The following is a 20,379-nucleotide window of genomic DNA, read 5'->3' as shown; positions in this document are numbered from 1 at the left end:
GAAAACGATATGAGTACAATTTTCAGTAAGATAGCTGCCGGCGAAATACCCAGCTACAAGTGTGCCGAAAGCGAGAAGTTCTATGCTTTTCTGGATATCAATCCCGTGACGAAGGGCCATACGCTGGTCATTCCTCGTAAGGAAGTGGATTACATTTTTGATATGGACGACGCCGATCTGGCCGAGTTTGAGGTTTTTGCCAAGAAAGTAGCCCGGGCGTTGAGGCAGGTTGTGCCCTGCACGAAAGTAGCCCAGGTGGTGTTGGGACTCGAAGTGCCCCATGCTCACATTCATCTGTTGCCGATGAACAGTGAGGCCGATGTTGACTTCAGGCACCATGTGGAGGTGAGCGGTGAAGAGCAGCAGGCGCTGGCCGCAAAGATTCTGGCGGCTTTCAAGGCTCTTGGCTGATTCTATCTGATGAAAAGATAAAGAACAAAGGGGGATGTGTCGTGCAGACGCATCCCCCTTTGCAATTTCCCCACGCCGATCTTCTGCCGTGACGATACTGGGTTTCAAGTTTGTTTTTCTAAAAAGAGTTTATATGAGTGAGGCATATTAGGGAGTCTGCCAGGATAAGATGGACTTCTCGCGTGTCATCGTTGACAGACAGTAACGCTTAGACATATTTATCGCCTTTCTTCAGCCGCACTTCGTTGACGTATTTTCTGATAAGCGAAGAGGAATCCTCTTTCTTACAGATGAGCAACACATTATCTTCTTCGGCAATAATGTAGCCGTCCAGACCATTGATGACGGCCAGGCGCCCTTCGGGTAGCTTGATGATGTTGTTGCGGGCGTTGTCGATAATGATGTCGGAATTGATAACAACATTGTCTTCGTCGCTTCGTTGCATGGCCTCGAATATGCTGTGCCAAGTGCCCAGGTCGGCCCATCCGAAGTCGCATTTCATGACGCAGGCCTTGTCGGTTTTTTCCAACAGGCCGTAGTCAAGCGATATGTTGGGGTAGGAGGGAAAGTGTTCTTGAATGAATGCGTTCTCCTCGGCAAAAGTAGAGTTAGGGTTGTTTTGGTCAAACGTGCGCAATACGGCTGGTAGGAATTTATACATACACATGTTCATGCAGCGAACATTGCTCAGAAAAAGTCCCGTATTCCAGAGAAATTCGTCGCTCTCCATGAAGAATTTGGCAAACTGGCGGTCAGGCTTTTCGGTGAACGACCTTACTTTATAAACGTCGTCCCGGTCTATGCTGTCGCCTATCTGTATGTAACCGTAGCCTGGTTCGGGGCGGGTGGGTTTCACGCCCAGTGTCAGTAGCATATTGTTACGCGTCACAAACGCCAGTCCGTCCATGATATTCTGTCGGAAAACTTCTTCGTTGAACACCGCTTGGTCGGAAGGACTGACGATGATATTGGCATTTGGGTTTATCTTGGCTATCCGATGCGTGGCCCAGGCCACGCTTGGCGCCGTGTTGCGGTAAATCGGTTCGGCCATGATATGGTCGGCCGCTATTTCAGGCAACTGCTCTTTTACCAAATCCTCGTAAGCCGTGTTCGTGTTGATAAAAATGTTTTCTTGAGGAAGTATTTTGCAAAACCTGTCAAAAGTTTGTTGTAGTTGCGTTCGTCCGATGCCGAAAAAGTCGATGAATTGTTTGGGACGAGTCTCTCTACTGCATGGCCACAGCCTGCGTCCCTTGCCGCCTGCTAAAATAACACAGTAGTTGTTTTCAAGGACGAATTCCATAAAAAGGTGCTTAGGTTTCGTTTATAATTGCTACGAATTTATGCAATTATCCCGATACATCAAAGTGATTAGTATTATTTATAGGACGTTTTCATGAATTGAGGAAAAAAAACAAAATAAAGTTTGCCATTTCAGAAAAATGCGTTACCTTTGCACCCGTCTTCTTCAAGACGCCATGCATGCCCAGATGGCGGAATCGGTAGACGCGCTGGTCTCAAACACCAGTGGAGCAATCCATCCCGGTTCGATCCCGGGTCTGGGTACTACAAATCCCTTGTAAATCGCTGATTTACAAGGGATTTTTCTTTTTCAACATGTACTAAAAGTGTACTATATAACAATGTTATGAGAAAAGTGTACTTTTATGTTTTTTCGCCACTTAGATTTTATATTTAATTAACGACAACTTTTCCCTTTTATTCTGTTTATTTCCCTTTCTTGGCTTTTTCTCCAATGAATACCCTATCTTTGTAAACAGTACCCACCATAGAAAATTGCAAAATGGAAAATGACAATCTAAAGATACAGCTCGACAGTATTCAACGAATATTAAGCTATTGCATTACTCAGACCTACAATGTGCTCATTGGAAATATTCTGAGGAAGAAGAGTTGCATCAACAATATACAGTTCAAAGAGATTTTACAAAAAGAATATATCCGAATAACCGATGAACTATCTTACATTTATCTGAATTATTCTGCTCTTGCATGTGTAGAGGAATATTACAACGATGATGACTTTTTGTGGGAAAGCTCCTTCTTTGAATCACTGACCAAAGAACAAAAACAGAAATATGCCTCATTCTCTGTATCTTCGTTTGAATATGCGAAATACATTGAGAGACACACCTTATATAATGATGTCCTGCCGATGTTCTCGTGTCTTGTCGATGCGATTCTATATGAACGCTATGCAAAATATCTCATGGCAGAAATAGAACGAATTGAATTGACAGAGGTAAAGACCGCCCTGTATCGCTCTTCAATTTTAGTAAACGATGAACCATATGAGCAGAAAAAGAAACCGGTCATCATTGGTAAAGGAACAAATCCATTTCAATCTGATTTTACAGATGAGCAAATTGAGGTTCTAACCACTTGCATCAACGAAATTCAATTATTCACTACTCGCATATCTCCCAAGATACTCAAAGACTTTTTTGCTTGTAAACTAAAAGGTGTTCTGAAATCAAACAACAACCGCCAACTGGCATATCTTATGCAAAGTCTTAATCTTCGAGGGCTTATTACTGATGAATGGCAATCAGCTATTGCTCGTAATGAACTTGTCTTAGGAAAAACAAAAGATACACCACTGACACGCACCGACCTTTCCACTGCAACAGACCAAATCAACATGAAGCAGCCGAAAGGATGGGAAACCATTGATAAATATCTCAAACAACTGAAATTATAAACTTTGAGCCTACAATTTATAATAAAAGAGCTACCATTTAGGTAGCTCATAAGTGTGTGGCGGGGCAGGATTCGAACCTTTGGGGCCTTCATTGTAATATATGATTACACCTATTCTCTTTCATATGAACTTTCTGACTGGACCGCCGCTACAGCCCCAACCGCCTTCATAATTGTTTTCTCCATAGATAATCCTTTCTCTTTAAAGTTATAAAAACTAATCCCTCCCAAAACTAATTGGAAGTATGACGGGAGCGGGTAACCTATCGCATATGAAATCAAACTGGTGATTACAACTAAGCTTATATTCTTCTGCAAAGATACACATTTCTATTATTTTATCAAATGAAATGATAAGCAAATATATCAAACAACAGAAAAAAGGTTGAGCATAGGTTGATACCTCAAACATTGCTCAACGCCATTTACTTTTATCGTTTCTAATTTTGCCCTCGTTAACAAATAATTAGCGAAGGTGCACCTTCATATTGTTTAATTCAAAATGTTTTCAATATGAACAAGACATTAGAAACTCGAGTTGAAGAACTCGAACAAATGGTATTCATGAATAAGAACGTGCTGAGTTTTGAAGAAGCCAGCAGGTTCTTAAACCTCTCAAAGAGTTATCTCTACAAACTCACATCAGGCAATTTGATACCGCATTACAAGCCGCAAGGTAAAATGCTTTACTTTGAGAAGGCAGAACTTGAAGCGTGGCTACGGCAGAATCCTATTAAGACCACTGCACAGATAAATCAAGAGGCTCAAAGGTATATCATGGGCAACAAACCCTTAATGCAGAAATAGCTTATGGCACAGGAAGAATTTATCCGTGTTGGCACGACCTTGTACAAGATTGTGAACCAACCACGCATCAATGGCGGTTTCGTTAAGAAGCGTATCGTATGGAACAATGAAACGCTACGGCAGGATTATGGAAAGGATTTCATTGCTACTGTCCCGAAGTACGATGGATTCTGCACAGTTCCTAATCATGTGGATTATCAGCCTGTGGTTGATAAATTCCTGAATCTCTACGAGCCAATAGGACACCAGCCAAAAGAGGGAGAGTTCCCGCACATTGAATCCCTGATAAGGCATATATTCGGGGAACAATACGAGTTGGGGATGGACTACCTGCAATTACTCTATCTCCAACCAGTGCAGAAACTCCCCATTCTTTTGATGGTGTCAGAAGAACGCAATACAGGTAAGAGTACATTCCTCAATTTCCTTAAAGCGGTCTTTCAGAACAATGTTACGTTCAATACCAACGAAGACTTTCGAAGTCAATTCAATGCCGATTGGGCTGGTAAACTACTTATAGTAGTGGACGAAGTACTGCTCAACCGTAGGGAAGACAGTGAGAGATTGAAGAATCTTAGCACTACTCTTTCTTATAAGGTGGAAGCAAAGGGCAAAGACCGAGACGAAATCTCCTTCTTTGCCAAGTTCGTGCTGTGTTCCAATAACGAGTTACTTCCAGTCATCATCGACGTGGGAGAAACCCGATATTGGGTAAGGAAGATAAACCGACTTGATAGCGATGATACCGACTTCCTGCAAAAACTGAAAGCCGAAATCCCTGCCTTTCTCTATTTCCTGCAACACCGAACTCTGTCCACCCATAAGGAAAGCCGTATGTGGTTTGCGCCCAAACTGACCTTTACACCAGCCTTGTAGCGCATTATCCGCAGTAACCGAAACAAGTTGGAACTTGAAATGTCCGAGCTGTGTCTTGACATCATGGAAATGAATAACGTTGAGAAAGTCTCTTTCTGCATCAATGACATGATGCCACTTTTGAGTAATACGCAATGCAAGTACGACAAAGGGCAGATAAGGAGGATTGTGCAGGACATCTGGAAACTCACGCCTGTGTCCAATACGCTGACCTACACCACCTACCAACTCAGTTACAACGCTCCGCAGTATTACTCTCCTATCCGAAGAACCGGCAGGTTCTATACTATTACCAAGGATCAGCTTAAGAGTCTCTAAACAATTTTATATCCATTATTTTGATGAAATGATGAATAGACCATATAAAGTATTCAGTACAAGTTGTTTACGTTCTCATCTTTTGCTCATCATAGATATTATGCTGATGAAAAAAGAAAAGGATAATGTTTTTCTTTTCGGTAGTAATTCCATTTTGCAGAGTACTATGATGAGGGTATGATGAGAGCTTAACTATCTGGTAGCCATATAAATAAAATTAAATTCATCAACTCATCAAATTTTTCATCACTTTAACTTCTATATAATTATGAATATAGACCAAATAAAACAGATAAAGTTGCAGGACTTTCTTGCAGCAATGGGCTGTAAACCCGTAAAACAATATGGTGTCAACCTCATGTATCTTTCTCCATTAAGAACGGAGAAACACGCATCGTTCAAGGTAAATACAGAAATCAATCAATGGTATGACTTCGGTATTGGCAGAGGTGGCAATATCATCGCCCTTGCAGAGTTGCTCTACAACTCTTCGGACGTGTCGTATCTCATTCATCAGATAGAGCGTAACGCACCAAGCAGCGTGTCAGGCAGTCTGCCCACAGTCAAGCCAACCACACCGCAGAACTCCTTTGAGCATCTTCAGGTGCTTCCTATCACTCATCCAGCCCTTATCAAATATCTTGAAGAAAGGTGTATTGATATTGAAACGGCAAGAACTGTGTGTAAGGAGCTGCACTTTGATACAAGGGGCAAGCATTACTTTGGTATTGGCTTTCCCAATATCGCAGGTGGCTACGAAATACGCAATCCGTTCTTCAAAGGCTGCATTGCACCAAAAGACATCAGCCATTTCTATGCAGAAGAACCAAAGAAAATATGTTTTGTTTTCGAGGGCTTCATAGACTTTCTTTCATTTATGACGCTCCGAAGAAAGGAGAATGACGGATTAAAGCGGCAAGATTATTTGGTACTCAATTCTGTGTCAAATATCCAAAAGGCATTAGAGCGCTTGTCGCAATATGATAGTGTTCAATGCTTCTTGGACAATGACAATGCCGGAAGAAATGCCTACCTGCAACTTTCAAAGGAATTAGAAAATTCTGTTGTGGATGCATCAACTTTATACAATGGCTACAAGGACTTGAACGAGTATCTGTGTGCTAAAATTAAGCATTCAGAGAAAGCAGAAAATAAGAAGACCAAAGGGATTAAGCTATGATTACAAGAATAGTTTGGCATAATCTGTTTTTCGGGGAGCAAGTTTATGTTTTGGGCATACCAAAACCACCTGCTCCACCTCATGACACTCGGTGCAGAGGATTATCCCGTCGGTCTCCATCAAAACAAATTAAAGAAACCAATATGACTAAATCAGAACACAACAAAGGTGGTCGCCCAACTAAAGGCGCAGCCGAAAAGAAGAAATACCGTATCACGGTGAAACTTACTACAGAGGATTATTATACGCTCAAAGGCAAAGCCAAGAACGCAGGAATATCCATGAGTGAGTTTGTAAGAAAAGTTTTTGAGAAAGGAAATGTCATAGAACGGCTGACCGTAGAGCAGGCAGACTTCATCCGTAAACTGTGTGGCATGGCAAACAATCTCAACCAGTTGGCACATCGTGCCAATGCGGAAGGCTTTCATACCGTTGCTCCTTTTCACAAAATCATCATTGGAAAGATTGATGAAATCTTAAACCTGATACGAAGATGATAGCCAAGATAATGAAAGGGTCTGGCTTCAAGGGTGTTATTAATTACATCCTTGACCCGAAGAAAGAAACGGAACTCATAGATAGTTCCGGAGTGAGAACGGAGAGCATCAACCATATTGTCCAAAGTTTCATCGACCAGACAGAACTGAATCCACGAGTAAGCAAGGTTGTGGGGCATATCTCCCTGAGTTTCTCGGCACAGGATTCCCCAAAACTCAGCAATGAGTGGATGGCGAAAGTGGCTCGTGAGTACATGGAGAAGATGGGTATAAAAGATACACAGTATATCATCGGTCGTCATTTCGACAAGGAACATCCGCATGTCCATATCGCCTTCAATCGGATAGACAATAATGGTAAGACCATTTCTGATCGTAACGACCGATTCAGAAGTGAGAAGATTTGTAAGGAACTGACCGCCAAATATGGTTTATATTTCGCTGCTGGCAAGGAGAAAGTCAAGGAGTACCGCCTGAAAGAACCTGACAAGACCAAGTATGAAATCTATCAGGCGTTGAAAACCGAAATAGCTCGGTGCAGGGATTGGAAAGCCTTACTTGCTCATTTGAAAAAGCAGGATATTGGTGTCCGTTTCAAGTACAAAGGCAACTCACAGGAAGTGCAGGGGATTATTTTTGAAAAGAACGGCTATCATTTCAATGGCTCTAAAGTGGATAGGGGTTTCAGTTATTCCAAGATAGACTTTGCTCTGCAACAGAACAACAGGGAACACGAGCAGCAGACACAAGGAATGATAAACCTCATATCCAATATTGCAAGTGTTACGAGCGAAATTACCAACAACCTCATAGAAGGAGGATTGGATTTGTTTCAAACTCATGGTACTGTCCCTGCGGAGATTTACAACACACTCGATAAAAAGAGGAAAAAGAAAAAACGTAAAATACATTTATAACTATGGCAGATAATAATACATTTGTCCTCTTTGAGGAAATCAAAAACAAACTGGAGACAATTTACAGAGAACTAAAGGAACTGAAAGAAAAGGAGAACGGTTCTGTTTTTCTTCCTGTTCCATCTACACCTGTACAACGTGACGAACAGATGGAACAGGAATTGCTCAATAAGTATGAACAGCGAACAAAAGAAGTGATTAACAAGTATATTGGTGTGCAAGTGCGCATCAAGGACGAGGAGGCTAAATCTATGGACAAATTGGTGGCAAGTGTCTTGACCATGCTGCACGAATGGCAGGAGAATAAAGTGCATCCACAACCACAGGAACACATCCATAGGCACAGCTTTGATATCAAGTCATCGAAAGTCTTTACTACTGTGGTGGCTGTGTCTATCCTCTGTTTTGTTTCTTTGGTCGGCAACTATTTCCTATGGCAAAGCAAACAGCAAAACAAAGACGATGCCTTGAAGTTCCGTATCATCAGAGTGTGGCGGGGCTGTAGCTCCAAGGATATTCTATGGCTCAACGATGTGTTTGATATTAATCGCAATGAAAACACAATCAGAAAAATTAAGAAGGCAACTGATAGTTACGACATGGAACTGAAGCAAAAGGCCGATAGTTTGATGCAAATGAAATTGAAATAACCCTATATGAAGCAAGCCCAACCAAAATTCTCGCTTGGTTGGGCTTGTGCGCTGCATATTAGTCTATGATTTCCCAAAAGCCACCATTATCTGGTCCAACACGACGGAGGTATTTATTACGCATATATTCGATGTTACGCATGATAGAGGTGGCACTGATTCCTACGGCAGCAGCAAGTTCTATCTTGGTAATATAAGGATTTTCAGCCATTAATTGCAAGATGGTAATACGATTTGATGTTAATTTATCACCATTTTCTAATGCTTTGGCTACAACTTTCTCCACTATTACCGTTCGGTTATCAGCCACCTTATCAGATACCTTTGACTGTTCATCGGTCACCTTTTCAGATACCTTTAGGTGATTATCAGTCACCTTGCTCGCATTCTCTTTCACAGACTTCTCTTGCTCCGACACAACCTTCGGCACTGTGATTTTCAAAATAAAATCATCAAGATGGAAAGATAAATGTGATGTACCATTAGCTTCCAACTCCCTACACATGCGATCCACACCTTCGCCAAACTCCTTTACAAAGTCGTATGCTTTAAGGAATTGGGCTATTTTAGGATTGCGCGAGAAGTGTGTATGACGAATGTTAGAGGGCTTAACCGTCCCGGGCAATCTACCCGGCGACTCGAAGACAAGGCGATCGTCGAGCATCTTAATTTGGATTTCCGTACCCTTGATATTGTAGGCCCGGTGGCAACACGCATTGACAACCATTTCTTGAATCACAAACTTTGGGTAATCCCTATTGGTTACAAACTGCCCATGCTGCCCAAGGAATGTATGTTCCTCCACCTGGGTTTCAAGATAAGCTATCGTGGCTTTCACCTGATCAAGTATCGTTCCTTCAAAAGTTACGTCCTTAATTACATTCATCTCTGCACCCACTCGCTCCTCTGTACCTTTATAACGGATGAAACGAGTACGCCCACGAGGAAAGAACTTTTGAGGATATTTACCAAACAACAGAATACAAGCCACACTAACTTGCTCCTCTCCCTTTGCATTGGTAGTTATGAAGCCATTATTCTCATGTAGATATTGCTTTGCCGATTTGGTATAACCAATCAATTCTGTATATCTTTCGACAGCAGCCATATCAATGTCATCTACCGTAGCACCATACACTGCTGTATCTTCATAGTAACGCTCACCCTTGTCATACATCAACTGTATGCGTTCTTCAAAAGACAGTTTACGGCTCTTATCTCCAACACGCATATAGACTTCGTCTGCCTGATTGGCGTGAAGCTCCGAACTTGCAGGGATATACATTAACAAGATATGGTTGTCGTTCCCATCCTTGTCAGTACAGGGTAGCAGGTCGCTGGTAATAGGCACAGAAGGATTACAGAAATCTAAAGGAACACGTAGTAATTCATTCAGCTTCTCTGTATGTTGATCCATGCCTTCTATCTTCCTCTTCTTATCAGACACACCAATAGCAATCGTTCCACCATCAGCATTTGCAAATGCCACGATGGTAATAGCCAATGCCTTTGGATCTATTTGAACGCTCTTGCAATCAAACGTTTGGTCTTCCTTGCGAGTTATTATTTTTTGTATGGTCATATTACATATTTTGAATATATAAATTACATTCTTAACTTCCTATATCTTCCTTACTTTTTCCCTTTAAAGAGAAATGCACATAATTGAATACTACTAATTAAATACTTTCCAAATACAAGTGTTGTGAGGTGATTATACATAATATTGCAATAATTTATAAAGGGAAATGTGATGAAGTAAAACTCCTGATCCATAATCTTTATACTGTTAGCATTGTGAGAATCTTGTCTATCCCGTATTCTATTGTTTTTTGTCCTATTATAACTTTGAAACTTTTTAGTGCACGAAGTGCCCTTTTTATCACTGCTGGTTGAGGCATTTTTGAATTTATTTCTTGCTGGATTTCAAGAATATACTGAGCCATATCCTTTTCGTCATCGTTAACGGTTACCTCAAGTTGCTCAATACGCTGCACTATTGACTTAATCTCGTCAAGAGTTTCTTTCTCAATAGTAACGTGATTATCTTTACTTACAACATTACTATTGTCTATATTAATTTCTCCATTACCAGTATGAACTATCGTCGCATTGTAAATATTATTAATAATTTCGTTTTGCTGGTGTTTTGACATTTTACCAAAATCAATATTGTTATTAAATATATCTTTATTAATCTTCAGAAGCATTTCTAACAGATGACTTGTTAAGAAATCTACTATTTTCATGTAATCTTGTTTTGAAAATACTTTGCAAATAGAGAATATTTGACACCCTTGTAATATACCACTTTGAATATAGTACAGTTGATTCGGTGTTAAGCTACCGTAAATATTATCTTTTTCAGGTATAGATTGTTGAATTATAGATAATGTTTCATAGACACGCGTGCATACTATCTCTTTATATAATTCTGAGCCTAAATTCTGTATAGGTATAGAAACATTACTATACTTTATGGCTCCTCCAAAACCATGTGGAACGATATAAGTTCCACAAACATCTATTGCTTCTATTTTTCTATATTCTGGCATTTCGTCATCAACTGTGTAGCCATTTACAAATTCTTTGCTAACCCAACTTGAAAATTTGGCATTTCCCAAAAGGTTTGCAACAACTTGTGCTTTCCTACTTATGGAAACTATATTACCATTATCGGCAAGGTCCAATATAAGACTTTCTATAAGATTCTTTATCTCCATAACGTGTAAACAAATAAAAGATTATAGTTCATTCAGATATTGCAACAACTGCTTAACAGTAATTGCACCTTCTATCTCTTTTGTCTGGAATACCATAAAATATTTATAGTCGCTTCCAGCAAGGTCGGCCCATTTATTACCAAGCCAAATCTTGTTCTTCGAATCATCATTGACTAAATGATCGCCTTTTGTCTCTACAAGAATAGTGTTTCCAGACTTCATTCGAACGATAAAGTCTGGGTAATGATTGATATACCCATTAATGCAGAAATCCTTCTTTTCTCGGTTACGATGCCAGAACAAGACATTGGGGTTGTCTGCGATGGCCGAGATGACATCGTATTCAAAGTCATTGACAGTTTCTTCTGCAACATACAACCCTTTATCGATGCCGACCATTTCTTCTTTTGGCATTGCAATGGCATCAATAAAGGTATAATGCCCTTTAAGTTGAATCTTTCCCACATTTAGCCATTGCTGGAAAACCTGTTTCTGATAATCCCTTAAGAGGAACTCTATTTTCTCTTTTATGGTATCTCGTGTCAAGTAGAGGTTGTCCACCAAACTAGCAATAGCATCGGCATCGAGCCCAGAAATCACCCTATCTATGTATTTCTTAATATCTGGCTCCACAACATTGTCAAACTTAATCATACTTGCAATCTGCTTGCTTAACATATCTTTCTGAGTGGTTGCGGACTTATCCGTATATTGCTGTCGGATAAAGTCTATGGCTTGCTGATTGTTGCGACGCACTGGCACATAATCATCGCCTGATTCCACAACGTCGATAGTAACACCCTGTGGACGGACAATGGTGAAATCCACAGTAGCATCCTTTGATGGCAAATCAAAACCTTTCGTCAACATCGATTTTTCCAAAGGAATCCATTCGTCATCGGAGAATATTGATGCAACAGTCTTTGTGTAGAAGACAGGGAGATTTATTTCTGCTACTACCTCTTTATAATTTTCATTGATAGGATAATACATTTCTGTTGGTATAATAGCCGCAAGAGGATCGATGTTTCCGCTTTGTGACTGTTCATTTATTTTCTGATTATACTCATTGCCCATCTGCTCCGCCTGCTTTTGTAGGTCTTGGATATATTTACTTGGAGCATCGTTCTGTATTGTTTCTTTGATTGTAGTTACCTCTTCTATTGATAATTCGATAGCATCCTCTGCCTCATTCTCTTTCTCCTGATTTTGTGACTTATCAAACAAATTGGGAATAATTTTCTTTTCTTCAGCAACACTACCCATATTTACTTCACGGAAGTCTTTTTTACTGAATCCCGCCTTTTGTAACGAAAGAATGATTCTCTCGACTGTATCACGGAAGTCATTACTGCTTGTGAAAACATAGGAAAGATTGAGCAAAGGATTCTGATGCTGGGTGGTATATGGCTGACGGAGTATGCGTCCCAAAATTTGTTCTACATCTACACGACTAGTTTTATTCGCCAATGTTGCCAAAATGTAGGCAAAGGGACAATCCCAACCTTCTTTCAGCGCATTTACGGTTATAATGTATCTCACCTCACAAGAACGACTCATCAAGTCAATGCCCTTTAATTCGTCTTTATTAGCCGTCTTGATTTTGATTTGGTCCTCTGGAATACCAAAACTAATAAGGTTGTTTTTTATCTTATCAAAAGTAATGTTGTCGTTATCAATCTTTGGTTGAGCTTGAAATAATACAATTGGACGGATGTATCTACCACCATGCTTTTCCATCTCAAGGGCATGTTGTTCCAGACTATTACGCATTCGGATGGCACTAACAAGCACATCTTTAGGCGAGTTGCGGTTTTCCACGATGACGGGAAGTTTCACCATGTTTTCACGCTTCAGTTGCATGGCATCGACAAAACTGATGATATTGCTATTGTCGCGTGGAGTTGCTGTCAATTCCAATATGAATCGGGGAGATAGATTGTTGAGCAGTTCTACTCTTAGATCGGCCTTGAAGTTATGACTTTCATCTACTATCACCAACGGATTCTGCTGGGCTATCACCTGTATGAGTGCCGTAGGGTCTGCATTGTCAATCAACTGGTCTGGGTGAACATAATATTGCGTATGTTCAAGGAAGTTTCCATTCTCTCGAAAAGCACGAGGCTTCAATTGCTCTACACTTTTGTCTTTCTTCACACGGATGGTTTCCACAAACGACTGGGCGCTTAACACGAAGATGGTCAGATTATTGTGCATCTGCACAGGACTAATGCCTTGTCCCATCAGCGCAGCCTCCTTGTCCACTACTGTCACACGGTGGAAAAATAGTGCATCTATCGTTTGACGATAGGGGTGAGTGGCAGCCTGTAATTTCTCTAAAGTTTGCTTGAGAATGCTATCGCTGGGAACAAACCATGCCACAACCCGGTTAGGAGCACCTGTTTGCAGGTTATTCATAATCCTTTTAATAGCATTGCAGGCAATGAATGTCTTACCGCCTGCCGTGGGAACTTTCAGCGTTACACGCGGCGCACCATTCACGGTATTGACATAGGGATGCAGATAACTGTTACTGAATCCGTTCACCGAAACCCCTCTGTTTCTCCAATATTGAGAATAGGCGGCAGAGAGGTTTTTGCTACCATTCAAAGCCTCAATATATTGCTCCAGGTCTCGGAGCACTTGGTGTTGATATTCTTTCAGTTGCATACTTTAAAATCTATTGATGTCGCGAGGAATCTTCTTGAATGTAATATTCAATTGTGCCAGCTGCTCTTTACTTATCGTGCAGATATCAGCATAAATGACATAATGGTCTGCAGTCTTGGGTACTATGTTTAATGTGTCATACGACAAAGTTGTAATCTCATTGGGCTCGTAATAAAAGAAATAGCCCATACCGTCCTTGTAGTCTAACAGATAGGGGTGATTCACTGTTTGCTGACTTGCCAGGTAATCGTGGGTCTCAGTGTAATAAATGTATTCACGCATCTTTTCTATACCTACCTGTTCATTTAAGTTGCCATCTTCAGTGAACAAAGGAGAACCTAACTCGTAGTAATCAAAAGAGCCGCCCAAACCTTCAACTGTTTTCTTCCCTTCTCCGTAGCCTTTGATTACCCGGCGTATTCGTTCTGCAGTAATACTTTCTGCATAAGCCTCCATCTCTATTAAGATAAACTTTCTGTTGCCTTTCGTATTAAAATTAATATCTAACACAGAATGAGCTGTCGTTCCTGAGCCTGCAAAAGAATCGAGGATAATACTATCATCATCAGTTGCAATTTGAATAAGGTGTTCTATCAATTGGAATGGTTTAGGTGTCGTAAAAGGAATTTGTTCAGAGAAGATATTTTTTAAATTGTTCTTGGCAATTTCATTTGTAGCTACATCATCAGCAAAGAGAATGGTTTCTGGGGTTAATCCCCTATCTTTGTCATTTAGATATGTCTTCTTTCTCGGAACATTATTACCACTTTCTCCAAACCAAATTCGCCTATCGGCAATAGCTTGCCGCATTACCTCTTCTGTATATAACCAACAGCGTCCATTGGGTAAAGTATGTTTTTTCCCGTTTGGAGCAATCAATGTGTAAAATTGGCTCTCAGTGGCATGTCCTGCTTGTGCTGTTGCCGGGTCTGACTTCCATAAGCCACGTGGATCATTATCAGGGTTTTGATATCTACTCAACGCTTCTTTCGACATGGGTAAGAGATGCAGGCTTCTATCTGTCTTCATTATATCTTTACAATAGCAAAGGATATAATCGTGACGACATGAAACAACCTTTCTATTCTCTCTGTTTTTTCTTTTTTCCCAAATAAAAGTGGCTACAAAATTTGTGCTGCCGAAAATTTCATCACAAATACACTTTAGATTCGCATATTCATTATCATCAATACTTATAAAAATAATTCCTGTATTGGATAATAGCAGCTGAAGTAGCCTCAGCCTTGGATACATCATACAAAGCCATTTATCATGTCTGCTAAGATCTTCTCCCTCGACACCTACCACTTCTCCGAGCCATTTGCGTATATGTGGGTCGTTCACATTATCGTTATACACCCAACCCTCTTCGCCTGTATTATAGGGAGGATCTATATAGACGCAATCCACTCGTCCTTCATATTCTGGTAATAATGCCTTTAACGCTTCGAGATTATCTCCATGAATAATTTTATTTCCACTATGTGTTTCAGATGTATCAGCAGGATTTTCTCCCCGATACCCATATTGATGCTCCAACACACGGAACGGTACTTCCGCATGATGATTAATGACCTTATCTTTTCCTATCCAATGTAATGTAGGCATATCTCAATTTTATATATAAAACTTAAAAGGTAATACACCTGTGTCTAAATCTTTTCCTGCTGTCAATATTTCTCCTATTGAGTCTGCAAATTTTAATGTTACCGGTAATCCATCTCCATAAATACATGCATTATAATTGAGTTTTGTCAAACTCATAATATCTTTGCAAACAATATCAATATTTGCAGTTCCACGAGTGATTTGAATTTCAACAGGATTCGGAGTTTCCAATCCAATTTGAGTCTTAAATCTTGGAATATAACCTTTGGTCCACAAAAGAGCTTTATATTCATCATATTGGAGCATTAGTCCTCGCGGCACACAATATGAAAATTGCCTATACAATTTGAAGGTGTTGTTACTTCTGATTCTTACACCAATTATTTTTGATTTGTTACATGAGGCTTCTTCAAAGCCTGCCCACTCTGGATCATCAAAGTATGTTCTTGCATGAATAAATACTTCAGATGGATAGACCCCAAATTTTTTAAAATATGACTCTAATGATTGGCTTATTATATTATATGCATCCTCTTTTGACAGATGAAACTCTTTTGTCTGTGGATTCCACCAAGGTCCGACATTACCTTTAAATACCATACCATCTCCAGAATCGAGGAACATTTGTGCCGCACAACAGGCATTCCTGTTTTTTTCATCAGTCTTTTTATAAACTAATCCTAAATAACAAACTCCTTCTCGAACCTCTCCCATTTTCCATGGTAGTCCTCCGAGTTTATAATATATGGCAGATGCTAAATTCCAAGCTTTTGCTGTTCTAACTTGTTCTTCTTTCTCTATTTGTTTTTCAGACAATCCAATGTTTGATATTTTTGAATCTCTAATAATTTGTGTCGCTATATTACTCCCTAACAGTCTTGCTTTTAACTGGTTGTGAAAATTTATTTCATATTCATAAGCTTCCCTTATTTTATCATCTTCTTTCTGAAACTCGGGAAAGAGATTTTGATTATTTGGATTTAAAATCTCTTTTGAAAACTTAATGTGTATATTATCATCAGCCTTCTTTATTTTTGATTGTGGTCGGCCATAAGTAAAAATAACTTCTGGAATAACTACTAACCAAAGGTTTACGGGAATTTCTTCCTCTTTCATGTAAGCCATCAAAGGATCTACATATAAATTCACAAGTTCATGAATGCGAATATGCGTATTTGTATGTCTTAAAGCCGATTTAATATTTTCTTCTTTTACATTTATTTGCGGTATGTTTCCAAAATTCACAGCTATCCCCATTGTAGATTCAATTCCAGGAAAAATAGGATACTTTTTAGAATCTTTAATTGGCAGTATTTGTTCATGCAGTTTTCTAAGATAATCTATCATAGATAATCGTGCCGCTGTGGGACCAATAATACCCAGTGTTATGGAACCTTTTAACTTCGTCTTGTCAAAAGGGCCAAACAGCATCAGGCCATCTCTCGGATCTATTGCCTTTTGGTTACAGCCAAATGTTAGAAATGGTTCTTCTATGTATTTAATAATTGGCTCTATCATTCTGTTTTATCTTCATCTGTCAAGTTTACAATGTCATCTTCACTCATAGTGCTACATGGGTCATAATAGCCATATTCACTCCAAAAGGTTTCTGTCCAATTTTTCATTTCAAGCATATCATTAGACTGGCTTACTGAAAGCTTAATCTCTTCATTATTATCTTGTAAAGAAAATAAAAGCGCTATCAGCATATCCCTCCATTGTTCATTGAAAAAGGTTTTCCCCTTATTTCTTCGGTAAGAGTGTTGAGTTGAATCATTATCTATAATATTCACCCCATCTTGAGTAAATATCAAATGCGGCTTAATAGAAGCCCCAATAAAAGGATAAACGATTGGTTGTATGGATATTCCGTAATGCCAAAATCCTTTATCTTTATACCTGCCACCTAATGATTTTCTTTTGTTTTTTGAGGAGTATTTATATTTGAAATGAATGGGGATTGGCTTTTTCTTATGTATAGGTCGATAAAAAACATATTTTTTATTAGATAACTCCGTTTTGCGATAACCTTTATTCCTAAGAACTTCCGAGATTAGATATCTTAAGAAATCTTTAAAATGATTTACCACATCCTTGTGTGTAGGGAAACTATCAGAATTGAAGCCATATAAAATTTGTTCAAGAGAAAAAGAATATACCGACTGTGGATGAACATCAAAACTTTGTCCCTCTTTATCTATTAGATATGACAATCTATCATCAAAAGAAGATAATGTATTTGCCAATTGAGCTATAGGAATATTTATGTTCGCTTGCCGAATATAGGTAGCTTGTTCTTTATTGAGGAATTGATACATGTAAAATTTCTGGGGAATTGATTTTACACTCCACCAAGAAGTATAGTATAATTCTTTCTTCAAGACAATTGATGAATCGGTCGAATATGAAGTTTCGTACCAATTTGATAGTGAAGATTCTATATATGTACTATATGTTACTCCATCTTTATCTAACTTCTTAAATAGCTGTGCCAATCCTTTTGCCCAGTTCCCAACAAATGGGATATGATTGATATTAGGTAATCCAATTACAAGATTATATGCAGAATCATCAATATGCAACGGAATAACAAACTCTGTGTCATTCTTTATCCCTACAAGACTTTTGGCATATTCTAATTCATCTTCGATACCTTTTTTGAATATACCATCACGTAAGATATTTTTAGAATAAACTAGCAAAACTTTTCGAGAGGAGTAAATTGCTGTTTGTATGGTTTGCCAAAAACGTTCTCCTCCAAGAAGTCCATTTTTGTCAATCCATACTTGATAGCCCCGCATTTCTAAACGAGAAGCGAGCCATATGGTAAAGTCATTATCTTCTGGTGTCGCATGACTTATGAATATTTGATCTTTCATCTTAATATCACGATACTCGTTTATATATGAGGATTAAATATCCTCTGTCCACAACAAATCATCAACTCTCACTCCCAATATCTTTGCCAACTGGATGAACATTTCAACATTGGGCTGGGCAACATTAGTTACCCATTTTGATATAACCGCAGGGTCTTTGTCCAAAATTTCTGCCAATTGTTTATTTGTCATTCCTTTTTCGGCAAGAACCACCTTTAGGCGGTTTACTTTCTTACGTTCCATACTTATGTAATTTGATTACGCCATAAAATTACTCATTATTTTCCAGAATGTATCTCTTTTGAGTAAAAAAGATGGTTGTTTCTAATCAAAAAAATGTTTTTTAATTCATTTTTCTTATTACAGCTTCAATTCTGGTAAGCTATTTATCGCTTCCGACTTCAACTTATCCACAGCACGAGTATATTTCTCGGTGTGTTTCAATCCGCTATGTCCCAATAGACTAGCTACCGTCTTGATATTGGCGCCATTATTAAGGATATTCACGGCAAAGCTGTGGCGAGCACAATGCCAACTGATGTGTTTGTTTATACCTGCACGCTTTACCCACCGTTTTACTGATTTGCTGCAACTTTCATACGATGGCAGATTGAAGATAGAAGAATTTAAATCCTCAGGAACTTCACCAATTAAAGAGAGTAAGCCGTCATTGAGAGGAATAATAACGCCACTATGTGCAGAATGTCCTTTGGTTTTATTCTGTTCAAATTTCAGTAAGCGATTGGTATAATCTACGTTCTTATAGGTAAGGTCTTTTACATCACAGAAGCGCAAACCGCAATATAGGCATAGAATAAAGGCTCGTCTGACATTGGGGTTCTCGTTGTCGTAATGACATTGAATCAAAGATTGGATTTCATCCATAGACAGCACATCTTTACGCAAAATCTGGTCATCCACCTTGCACACCACATCCTTGCAAGGGTCTTTCAACATCACTTCGTGATCAATAGCATAACGCACCACTTTCTTGAAACGCTGATAGATACTCTTTGCCCCTTCGCCTACACTTCTCGATTGTAGGTATTCAACAAAGTGTTCCATCATATCCCTATTTACCAAGTCAGGCTTAATGCTAAACTCATAGAGTGGGTATTGCTCTTTCAGAAAATCCTTAAAACGATTTAAGGCTATTTTTATCATTCGCAGGTCTTTCTTGGTATAGCTGTCTATGTACGCTTGGTAGTAGTCCAAGAAATTGATATCTCTATCCTTCTTCAAACGATAGCCGAGCATAGTCTCCTTAAACTGTTGTTCACGCTCCGCTCGAATTTTGGCAGCCAGTGCAAGTGTTTCCTTGTTCTGTTGTCGTTCCGCTGGAGTACGAGGCTTAGCTATCAAGTATAACTGCAAGTTCTCTTTTCTTCTGTTATGCTTGATGTGTACTTTGGGTTTGCCTGCCATCTTTCCTGTTTCATACAAAACAGGATTACCATTTTTATCCAATACAGGCGTTTCTTCTCTACCAAGATAATACTCAAGATAAAGACTTATCCGACCATCAGAAAGCGTATTTTGCTCTAATTTCGGGTTTTCTTTCGTTTTATTTTCTAATTTTGCCATAGTTGATAGTTATGTACCTAAACGCGTATCAAACCGAGTAAAATCATTAACTCGTTTATTTTCAGATGTTTTCTTATTTTGCAAAGATACTAAAAAGTTTGGAATATCAAAGTGTACTAAAAGTGTACTACCTAACGAAAAATAGGCGAAAAAGGGCAAAATCGACAAATATAAGAAAATCACAAAGTGTTGATAATCAATTATATACATTCTCTTTATTTCTCTTGTTATACCCACTTTGTACCGGGTCTGGGTACAAGGTAAAAGGATAAGTGTTTAGTAATAGATGACTTATCCTTTTTGTCTTTTAAGGATGCTCCCGTTTTGTTCCCACAGAGCAACAACTTAGGGCATTCTAAAAAGGAATAATAATAAATTGATGCAAGCGGATATGATTAGAAATTCTGAACTTGTTGATAAATTGGTTACAGACCTTCATTTTCATAAATACTAGTGATGCGATAATATTTAATAAACACATGGGAATCCCTTTGTATATAAGGGTTTCAAAGCGTTCTTTGATTTTTTGATTTGAATT

The 20,379-nt window shown here is 39.0% G+C and carries 17 protein-coding genes, 1 tRNA gene and 1 pseudogene; 9 read left to right on the top strand and 10 right to left on the bottom strand.

All coding sequences use genetic code 11. The annotated features are described in order from the left end of the window. The first annotated feature begins 9 nt into the window (after window positions 1-9). A complete protein-coding gene (locus tag JHU38_RS05570; protein WP_107582361.1) occupies window positions 10-411 on the top strand; it encodes an HIT family protein in 402 nt (133 codons plus the stop codon). A gap of 208 nt (window positions 412-619) precedes the next feature. On the opposite strand, the gene JHU38_RS05565 is transcribed toward JHU38_RS05570, so the two are convergent. Continuing rightward, window positions 620-1,714, bottom strand: coding sequence for a mannose-1-phosphate guanylyltransferase (locus JHU38_RS05565; protein WP_207859322.1), 1,095 nt, complete (start codon window positions 1,712-1,714; stop codon window positions 620-622). A 181-nt stretch (window positions 1,715-1,895) separates the two neighbouring features. Here JHU38_RS05565 and JHU38_RS05560 point away from each other — a divergent pair. The 8 genes and pseudogenes from JHU38_RS05560 to JHU38_RS05525 all read left to right on the top strand — a co-directional run bounded on the left by JHU38_RS05560 (window position 1,896) and on the right by JHU38_RS05525 (window position 8,377). Beyond that, window positions 1,896-1,977, top strand: a tRNA-Leu gene (locus JHU38_RS05560). Between the two features lie 238 nt (window positions 1,978-2,215). Next, a complete protein-coding gene (locus JHU38_RS05555; RefSeq protein ID WP_107581681.1) occupies window positions 2,216-3,133 on the top strand; it encodes a hypothetical protein in 918 nt (305 codons plus the stop codon). 512 nt (window positions 3,134-3,645) lie between these two features. Beyond that, window positions 3,646-3,939, top strand: a complete 294-nt coding sequence (locus tag JHU38_RS05550) for a helix-turn-helix domain-containing protein (protein WP_004354446.1) — start codon at window positions 3,646-3,648, stop codon at window positions 3,937-3,939. Window positions 3,940-3,942: 3 nt separating this feature from the next. Next, a pseudogene (locus JHU38_RS05545) lies at window positions 3,943-5,133 on the top strand (primase-helicase family protein). A 268-nt stretch (window positions 5,134-5,401) separates the two neighbouring features. Further along, a complete protein-coding gene (locus JHU38_RS05540) occupies window positions 5,402-6,313 on the top strand; it encodes a toprim domain-containing protein (protein WP_107581682.1) in 912 nt (303 codons plus the stop codon). Between the two features lie 143 nt (window positions 6,314-6,456). Continuing rightward, window positions 6,457-6,810 (top strand): plasmid mobilization protein, encoded by a 354-nt coding sequence (locus tag JHU38_RS05535; protein WP_107581683.1) that lies wholly within the window; start codon window positions 6,457-6,459, stop codon window positions 6,808-6,810. Beyond that, entirely contained in the window at window positions 6,807-7,727 is a 921-nt protein-coding gene (locus JHU38_RS05530; RefSeq protein WP_107581684.1) for a relaxase/mobilization nuclease domain-containing protein, read from the top strand. The genes JHU38_RS05535 and JHU38_RS05530 overlap by 4 nt, the downstream gene beginning before the upstream one ends. 2 nt (window positions 7,728-7,729) lie before the next feature. Beyond that, window positions 7,730-8,377 (top strand): hypothetical protein, encoded by a 648-nt coding sequence (locus JHU38_RS05525; protein ID WP_107581685.1) that lies wholly within the window; start codon window positions 7,730-7,732, stop codon window positions 8,375-8,377. Window positions 8,378-8,435: 58 nt separating this feature from the next. On the opposite strand, the gene JHU38_RS05520 is transcribed toward JHU38_RS05525, so the two are convergent. The 9 genes from JHU38_RS05520 to JHU38_RS05480 all read right to left on the bottom strand — a co-directional run. Further along, window positions 8,436-9,959, bottom strand: coding sequence for an RNA-binding domain-containing protein (locus JHU38_RS05520; RefSeq protein WP_107581686.1), 1,524 nt, complete (start codon window positions 9,957-9,959; stop codon window positions 8,436-8,438). 199 nt (window positions 9,960-10,158) lie between these two features. After that, entirely contained in the window at window positions 10,159-11,100 is a 942-nt protein-coding gene (locus JHU38_RS05515) for an AbiTii domain-containing protein (protein ID WP_107581687.1), read from the bottom strand. 21 nt (window positions 11,101-11,121) lie between these two features. Continuing rightward, entirely contained in the window at window positions 11,122-13,770 is a 2,649-nt protein-coding gene (locus JHU38_RS05510) for a DEAD/DEAH box helicase (protein WP_107581688.1), read from the bottom strand. Window positions 13,771-13,773: 3 nt separating this feature from the next. After that, window positions 13,774-15,378, bottom strand: coding sequence for a site-specific DNA-methyltransferase (locus JHU38_RS05505; protein ID WP_107581689.1), 1,605 nt, complete (start codon window positions 15,376-15,378; stop codon window positions 13,774-13,776). A 9-nt stretch (window positions 15,379-15,387) separates the two neighbouring features. After that, window positions 15,388-16,896 (bottom strand): argonaute/piwi family protein, encoded by a 1,509-nt coding sequence (locus tag JHU38_RS05500; RefSeq protein ID WP_023924954.1) that lies wholly within the window; start codon window positions 16,894-16,896, stop codon window positions 15,388-15,390. Continuing rightward, the gene (locus JHU38_RS05495) at window positions 16,893-18,257 is read right to left on the bottom strand and encodes a toll/interleukin-1 receptor domain-containing protein (RefSeq protein ID WP_107581690.1); all 1,365 of its coding nucleotides are present in this window, start codon (window positions 18,255-18,257) and stop codon (window positions 16,893-16,895) included. The genes JHU38_RS05500 and JHU38_RS05495 overlap by 4 nt, the downstream gene beginning before the upstream one ends. A gap of 33 nt (window positions 18,258-18,290) precedes the next feature. Beyond that, window positions 18,291-18,500, bottom strand: coding sequence for a helix-turn-helix transcriptional regulator (locus tag JHU38_RS05490; protein ID WP_107581691.1), 210 nt, complete (start codon window positions 18,498-18,500; stop codon window positions 18,291-18,293). A gap of 117 nt (window positions 18,501-18,617) precedes the next feature. Next, a complete protein-coding gene (locus JHU38_RS05485) occupies window positions 18,618-19,841 on the bottom strand; it encodes a site-specific integrase (protein WP_107581692.1) in 1,224 nt (407 codons plus the stop codon). A 355-nt stretch (window positions 19,842-20,196) separates the two neighbouring features. Further along, the coding region (locus JHU38_RS05480; protein ID WP_207859320.1) for a hypothetical protein at window positions 20,197-20,379 on the bottom strand (183 nt) is incomplete at its 5' end.

The organism is Prevotella illustrans (assembly GCF_017426725.1).
Classification (GTDB): Bacteria; Bacteroidota; Bacteroidia; order Bacteroidales; family Bacteroidaceae; genus Prevotella; species Prevotella illustrans.
This window is presented reverse-complemented; position numbering and strand designations above follow the sequence as displayed.